The sequence below is a fragment of the Streptomyces sp. NPDC046925 genome, assembly GCF_040644915.1.
Classification (GTDB): domain Bacteria; phylum Actinomycetota; class Actinomycetes; order Streptomycetales; family Streptomycetaceae; genus Streptomyces.
The window spans coordinates 38,310-44,656 of record NZ_JBEYWZ010000027.1; the positions used below are offsets into that span (position 1 = coordinate 38,310).

Genomic DNA, 6,347 nt, shown 5'->3' on the forward strand with positions numbered 1-6,347 from the left:
CTAGTCGTCAGGTGTCGAAGTAGCAAGAGCTGTCGCGGGGGCACTTGTCCGGGGCGGTGCGGTCCGGTCAGGCGGGAGGGCGTACGGAGTTCGGGCCCACGGAAACAGCCGGGGCCCGCACCTCCTGGTGCGGGCCCCGGCTGTCTGCTCACCCCCGGGTCAGAGGCCGAACTCCTGCGGCGATACGCCGAGCGTCGCGCACGCTTCGCGCAGGACCTGCTCCTCGGCCGGGGCGATGTACCCGTCCGCGCCGGCGACGACGAAGCCGGTCTGTACGACCGCCTTGGCCTCCATCGGCTTCTTCGCCGCCTTGGCGATCTCCTGCATGGCCTCGGCCTTGCCCTGCTGGAAGTTGAACGTCAGCTGGTCGGCGTGCTTGTTGAAGCGCGTCCGGAGCTGCTCGGGCGGGAAGTTCTTCAGGACGTCGTTCTGCAGGATCAGCGACTCCACGTGCTGGCGCTCAGCGGGGTCGACCGAGCCGTCCGCAGCCGCGACCAGGGCGCACATGGCCATGCTGGCGTCGCGGTAAGCACCGCTCTTGAGCTCCGTCTTGAGTGAGGCGAGCTGGGTCTTGAGCACGCCCACGAGCTGGGCCTTCGACCCCCCTCCGGATCCTGACCCCGGCCTTCCGTGACCGCCGGAGCTCCGCGACCCCTGAGACTGCTGCTGCAGCCCCTTGGCCTGGTCCTTGATCCGGTCCCACATCGCCATCCGTGCCACCTCGGCTACCTGTTCGCTCCGTATCCGCGCACTCCGCACGTCACCCAGCCAACGCCTCCCCGCCCCGCGAAGTTCCGGGAGCCTGTTGTCGTTCCAGGCGCTGTCACGGGCCGCGCTCAATTCCACAGGTGCTGCGGGCGGGGTATGGGGATTGGCGGCCAGTGCCTGCCCGGACCGGTCAGGAATGAAGAAGCTTCGGGTGGGGTGTGGTGCCTAGCGTGTGAGGCATGGCAATCATCGAATCCGTCACCCTTGACGTGGCCGACACCGCGGCCGCCCGCAGCTTCTACGCCTCGGCCTTCGGGCTGGGCTCGCAGATACGTCTGCGAGCGTCGGAGGCGCCCTCCACCGGCTTCCGGGGGTTCACGCTGGCCCTCACCGTGTCCCGGCCCGCCGACGTCGACAGCCTCGTCGACGCCGCCCTCGCCGGAGGCGCCACCTCGCTGAAGCCCGCCGCGAAGTCGCTCTGGGGCTACGGCGGTGTCGTACAGGCCCCGGACGGGACGGCCTGGAAGGTCGCGACATCGGCGAAGAAGGACACCGGCCCCGCGACCGGGAAGATCGACGAGATGGTGCTCCTGCTGGGCGTCGAGGACATGGCCGCGAGCAAGCGGTTCTACGTGGATCAGGGACTCTCCGTCGCGAAGAGCTTCGGCCGCATGTACTGCGAGTTCGACAGCGGTTCGAGCGCCTTCAAGCTGGCCCTGTACCGCCGCCGCGCCCTCGCCAAGGATCTGGGCCTGTCGCCCGACGGCACGGGATCGCACCGGCTCGCGATCGGCGGTGACGCCGGGACCTTCACCGACCCGGACGGGTTCGCGTGGGAGGCCGTGGCGCGGGACTCCGTGGCGCGGGAGCCCGTGCGCTGAGCGACAATCGGCGGCTGAGCGAGAATCAGGGCACGTTCCGCCGCACCCGCCGACAGGAGTCGCCCATGTCCATCCGCCGCGCCATGCCCGACATCCGGACCGAGGCCATGGAGGAGAGCCGGGACTTCTACGGACTCCTGGGATTCGAGGAGGTCATGAACCTCGGCTGGGTCATGACGCTCGGTTCTCCCTCCAACCCCACGGCCCAGGTCACCTTCATGAGCCGCGACGCCACCGCGCCCGTCGTGCCCGACATGAGCGTGGAAGTGGAGGACGTGGACGCGGTCTACGCGGCGGTGCACAAGAGCGGCGCGGAGATCGTGCATCCCTTGCAGGACGAGGAGTGGGGCGTGCGGCGGTTCTTCGTACGGGACCCCAACGGCCGTGTCGTCAATGTGGTGAGCCATCGGTGACGTGGTGAGCCATCAGTGACGTGGTGAGCCACCAGTGATCGCGAGCACCTTCACCCGTCCAGGCCTCCCCGCTCGACCAACTGGCGCGCGATGACGTTGCGCTGGATCTCGTTCGTGCCCTCGCCGACGATCATCAGCGGGGCGTCGCGGAAGTAGCGCTCCACGTCGAACTCGGTCGAGTAGCCGTAACCGCCGTGGATGCGCACGGCGTTGAGGGTGATCTGCATGGCCGTCTCGGAGGCGAAGAGTTTGGCCATGCCCGCCTCCATGTCGACGCGGCGGCCCGCCTCCGCCAGACGGGCCGCGTGCAGGGTGAGTTGTCGGGCGGCGGTCAGTGAAGTGGCCATGTCCGCGAGGCAGTTGCCGATCGACTGGTGCTTCCAGATCGGCTCGCCGAAGGCCTCGCGCTGCCGGGCGTAGGCGAGGGAGTCCTCGAACGCGGCGCGGCCGACGCCGAGCGCACGCGCCGCGACCTGGAGCCGCCCGGTCTCCAGACCCTTCATCATCTGTGCGAAGCCCCTGCCCTCCACCCCGCCGAGGACGGCGTCGGACGGCGCCCGGTAGCCGTCGAACGACAGCTCGCAGCTCTCCACCCCCTTGTAGCCGAGCTTGGGCAGGTCGCGCGAGACCGTCAGGCCGGGGCCGTGCTCGACCAGCAGGATCGACATGCCCCGGTGGGCGGGTACGGCGGCCGGGTCGGTCTTGCACAGCAGGGCGATCAGGCCGGACCGGCGGGAGTTGGTGATCCAGGTCTTCGACCCGTCGACGACATATCCCTCCCCGCCCGCGGCCCGGCGCGCGGTCGTCCGCATGGCCTGGAGGTCCGAGCCGCCGCCCGGCTCGGTGAGCGCCATCGTCGCCCGGATCTCACCGGTGGCAAGCCCCGGCAGCCAGCGGCGCCGCTGTTCCCGCGTACCGAAGCGGAGCAGCAGCTTGGCGACCACGGTGTGGCCGCCCATCGCACCGGCCAGGCTCATCCAGCCTCGGGAGAGCTCCTCGGTGACCAGGACGTAGCAGGGCAGGGAGACCGGTGTGCCGCCGTACTCCGCGGGGACGGCGAGACCGAAGACGCCGAGCCGCTTCATCTGCTCGATCAGCGCTTCGGGATAGGTGTCGGAGTGCTCCAGTTCCCGCACGACCGGCTTCACCTCCCGGTCGACGAAGTCCCGCACCGTACGGACGACGAGCTGCTCGTCCTCGGACAGGCTGTCGGGAGTGCTCATGCGGTGACGCCCCTCGTCGAGCGCGCCGAGCGCCGGCTGCGGCCGGACACGACAAAGGCAAGGAGTGTGCGAACTCCTTGCCACCATCAAGATATAGCTCATGGGGGGCCTTGCCACAAGGCCCGGTCTCTGTCGCAGAATCGTCGCCCTCAGACCGGAACCGGCGAAATCCTCGGCCCGGAACCCAGCGAAATGAGAACAATGTTTGATGTGATCGTTGTCGGCGGCGGACCCACCGGCCTGATGCTGGCGAGCGAGCTGCGACTCCACGGCGTGCACGTGGTCGTCCTGGAGAAGCTGACGGAGCCGACCGCGCAGTCGCGCGGGCAGGGCCTGCACACGCGCAGCGTCGAGGTGATGGACCAGCGCGGCCTCCTCGGCCGGTTCCTCGCGGACCATGAGAAGTTCCAGGTCGGCGGGTTCTTCGGCGGCATCATCAAGCCGTGGCCCGACCGCCTGGACACGGCCCATCCGTACGGCGTCGCCGCCCCGCAGCCGGCCACCGAGCGGCTGCTCCACGAGCGCGCCGTCGAACTCGGCACCGAGATCCGGCGCGGCTGCGAAGTGGTCGGGCTGAGCCAGGACGACGGGGAGGGCGCGGACGGCGGCGCGGTGACCGTCGAGCTCGCGGACGGCACACAGCTGCGCTCGCGCTATCTCGTCGGGTGCGACGGCGGCCGCAGCACCGTGCGCAAGCTGCTCGGCGTCGCATTCACCGGCGAGCCCGCCACCGTCGAGACGCTGCTCGGCGAGATGGAGACGACCGAGGACCCGGCGACGATCGCCGCCGTCGTCGAGGAGGTCCGCAGGACCCACCTGCGGTTCGGTGTCGCCCCGCCCGGCGACGACGGGGTCTGCCGCGTCGTCGTGCCCGCCGACGGGGTGGCCGAGGACCGGACGGCCGAGCCGACCCTCGACGACTTCAAGCAGCAGCTGCGGGCCTACGCGGGCACCGACTTCGGCGTGCACTCACCGCGCTGGCTCTCCCGGTTCGGCGACGCGACGCGGCAGGCCGAGCACTACCGCGTCGGGCGGGTGTTCCTGGCCGGCGACGCGGCGCACATCCACCCGCCGACCGGCGGACAGGGGCTCAACCTCGGCGTGCAGGACGCGTTCAACCTCGGCTGGAAGCTGGCGGCGGCGGTGGGCGGCCGGGCACCGGAAGGGCTGCTCGACACCTATCACTCCGAACGGCACCCGGTGGGCGCCCGGGTCATCGCCAACACCCGCGCGCAGATCACGCTGCTCGGCAACGATGCGGGGGCGACCGCGCTGCGCGAGCTGTTCTCCCGGCTGATGGACTTCGAGGAGGTGAACCGGTACGTGACCGGGATGATCACCGCGGTCGACGTCCGCTACGACGTCGGCGGGGACGGGGGTGACGCCCACGAACTGCTCGGCCGCCGGATGCGGGACATCGAGCTGAAGCGGGGCCGTCTCTACGGGCTGATGCACGAGGGCCGCGGGCTCCTGCTCGACCAGACCGGCGGGCTCTCGGTCGCCGGCTGGGCCGACCGCGTCGACCACGTCGTGGACGTCAGCGAGGAACTGGACGTGCCTGCCGTGCTCCTGCGGCCGGACGGCCACGTGGCGTGGGCCGGCGACGACCAGCAGGAGCTGCTCGGCGTGCTGCCGACGTGGTTCGGCGCACCGGGCGACGCCGAAGACCTCAGCTGACCTGCGTGTGGAACTGCACGAGGCGCTGCTGGACGAGGTTCACCGTGCCGCGCTGACGGCCCGGCACACGGCGGCGCAACGCCACCAGGGCAGGGCCGAGTTCGCGGACCGTGTCCGGGTCGCGGACCTGTTCCCACTGGTGGTGGGCCAGGTCCGCGGCGGCCTCGACGTCGGGGGCGTCGGGGGCCTGGCCCGCCGTGATCCTGGTGGAGACCACCGCGAGCCAGATCTCGCAGCTGCGGACCGGGTCCTTGGCGAAGATCGCCAGATGCCCGCGGACCTCCATCCAGTGCACCACCTCGGGCGACGAACTCCCGTACGTCCGCAGCGCCTCCTGCTCCCACGCCGAGGCCATGGCCGCGGCCTCGCCGTGCCGCCCCGCCTCCACGGCCCGGGTGATCGCCGCGTGCGGATCGGCGCCGTCGGTGCGCGGTGCGGCGGAGGGCGGCATGGCGGGGGCGCTGCCCTGCTGCTGGGCGGGGACCGGCGCACGGTGCTGTACGCCGCCGGGGCCGCCGAGCGGGGCGGCGGGGTCGACGGACAGCACGATGTCCGGTGCGCCCTCCTCCAGCGCCTGGGCGGCGACATGCTGGTGCAGGTCGGACAGCGGCGGCCGGTGTCCGCTGCGCAGGACGGTCGCCAGGGCCTTCATGTACGCGGGCACGGCCACGTCACGCGCGCGCCGGCCGGACGGCGGAGCGACCCGCCCGTACAGGGCCACGCCCGCCCCCACGTCCAGGGGCCGCTGCGCCAGTTGCTGCCAGCTGTCCGTGTCGGCGTGCAGATCGGCGATGACGGTCGTACTGCCCGGCCTTCGCAGCCGCAGCTCCTGGGCGATCCAGTGCCAGGGGAATCCGGTGTAGCGCACCGTCGCGGCCGTGGTCCGCGCGAGGGCCACATGCTGCATCTGCTGGCGGCGGTCGAGGTGCAACTGCCCGACCAGATAGATCGTCAACGGCCCCGGCGTCATCGCGGCGGCGCGCAGCCGGGTGAGCACTGTCTGCGGGTCGAGCGGGTCCGCAAGCTCCACGACACTCGCTGTCGCGGTACCGGCGAGAACCGCCGGCGACACCGCCGCGAGTACGGGCAGCACGGAAGCCGCATCGACCATACGGGCCTTGCCGACCGGCGCAGCCGCAATCAGCAGCGCGGTCCCCGGCACCGTTCCCTCCCCATCAGTCACCAGAGCACCGTATCCGCTGCTCACCCCGATCGCGGCAGCGGGAAGCCGATCAGCGGCGGCCGCACTGTCGGCTTCCCGGTGAAATCGCGGGGTGTCGGGGTGCGGAAGGCGGGTAAACGGGCCGTGCTCAGGCAGGCCGTGCACGGCTCTGCCGGGGCCGGCGGCCGCCGCCGGATTCGTTTCGCAGGTCAGGGCATATCTCGGGGCTTGACAACTACAACAGGAACGTGCTGCGGAAGGCTTCCGGAGCGAGGTATTCGCA

The 6,347-nt window shown here is 71.2% G+C and carries 6 protein-coding genes; 3 read left to right on the forward strand and 3 right to left on the reverse strand.

Annotation, left to right across the window (positions count from 1 at the left end):
• Nucleotides 1-159: 159 nt before the first annotated feature.
• Complete coding sequence (locus ABZ906_RS45835; protein ID WP_361393253.1) at nucleotides 160-711, reverse strand: TerB family tellurite resistance protein; 552 nt, start codon at nucleotides 709-711, stop codon at nucleotides 160-162.
• Nucleotides 712-947: 236 nt separating this feature from the next.
• On the opposite strand from ABZ906_RS45835, the gene ABZ906_RS45840 reads away from it, so the two are divergent.
• Nucleotides 948-1,589 carry a glyoxalase gene (locus tag ABZ906_RS45840; RefSeq protein WP_361393255.1) on the forward strand — a complete coding sequence of 214 codons (642 nt, stop codon included), beginning with the start codon at nucleotides 948-950 and terminating at the stop codon, nucleotides 1,587-1,589.
• Between the two features lie 65 nt (nucleotides 1,590-1,654).
• Entirely contained in the window at nucleotides 1,655-2,002 is a 348-nt protein-coding gene (locus ABZ906_RS45845) for a VOC family protein (RefSeq protein ID WP_361200007.1), read from the forward strand.
• A 50-nt stretch (nucleotides 2,003-2,052) separates the two neighbouring features.
• Here the strand turns inward: ABZ906_RS45845 and ABZ906_RS45850 are convergent, their stop codons facing one another.
• Nucleotides 2,053-3,225, reverse strand: coding sequence for an acyl-CoA dehydrogenase family protein (locus tag ABZ906_RS45850; RefSeq protein ID WP_361393257.1), 1,173 nt, complete (start codon nucleotides 3,223-3,225; stop codon nucleotides 2,053-2,055).
• Nucleotides 3,226-3,426: 201 nt separating this feature from the next.
• Between ABZ906_RS45850 and rox the strand changes: the two genes are divergently transcribed.
• Nucleotides 3,427-4,902, forward strand: coding sequence for a rifampin monooxygenase (gene rox / locus ABZ906_RS45855; RefSeq protein ID WP_361393259.1), 1,476 nt, complete (start codon nucleotides 3,427-3,429; stop codon nucleotides 4,900-4,902).
• Here rox and ABZ906_RS45860 read toward each other — a convergent pair.
• Nucleotides 4,895-6,085, reverse strand: coding sequence for a hypothetical protein (locus ABZ906_RS45860; RefSeq protein WP_361199998.1), 1,191 nt, complete (start codon nucleotides 6,083-6,085; stop codon nucleotides 4,895-4,897). The genes rox and ABZ906_RS45860 overlap by 8 nt on opposite strands.
• Nucleotides 6,086-6,347: the final 262 nt, after the last annotated feature.

What these genes read in the sequence shown, in the direction of transcription:
- ABZ906_RS45840 (WP_361393255.1), top strand. Translation starts at nt 948, where the DNA reads ATGGCAATCATCGAATCCGTCACCCTTGACGTGGCCGACACCGCGGCC.
- rox (WP_361393259.1), top strand. Translation starts at nt 3,427, where the DNA reads ATGTTTGATGTGATCGTTGTCGGCGGCGGACCCACCGGCCTGATGCTG.
- ABZ906_RS45845 (WP_361200007.1), top strand. Translation starts at nt 1,655, where the DNA reads ATGTCCATCCGCCGCGCCATGCCCGACATCCGGACCGAGGCCATGGAG.
- ABZ906_RS45850 (WP_361393257.1), bottom strand. Translation starts at nt 3,225, where the DNA reads ATGAGCACTCCCGACAGCCTGTCCGAGGACGAGCAGCTCGTCGTCCGT.
- ABZ906_RS45835 (WP_361393253.1), bottom strand. Translation starts at nt 711, where the DNA reads ATGGCGATGTGGGACCGGATCAAGGACCAGGCCAAGGGGCTGCAGCAG.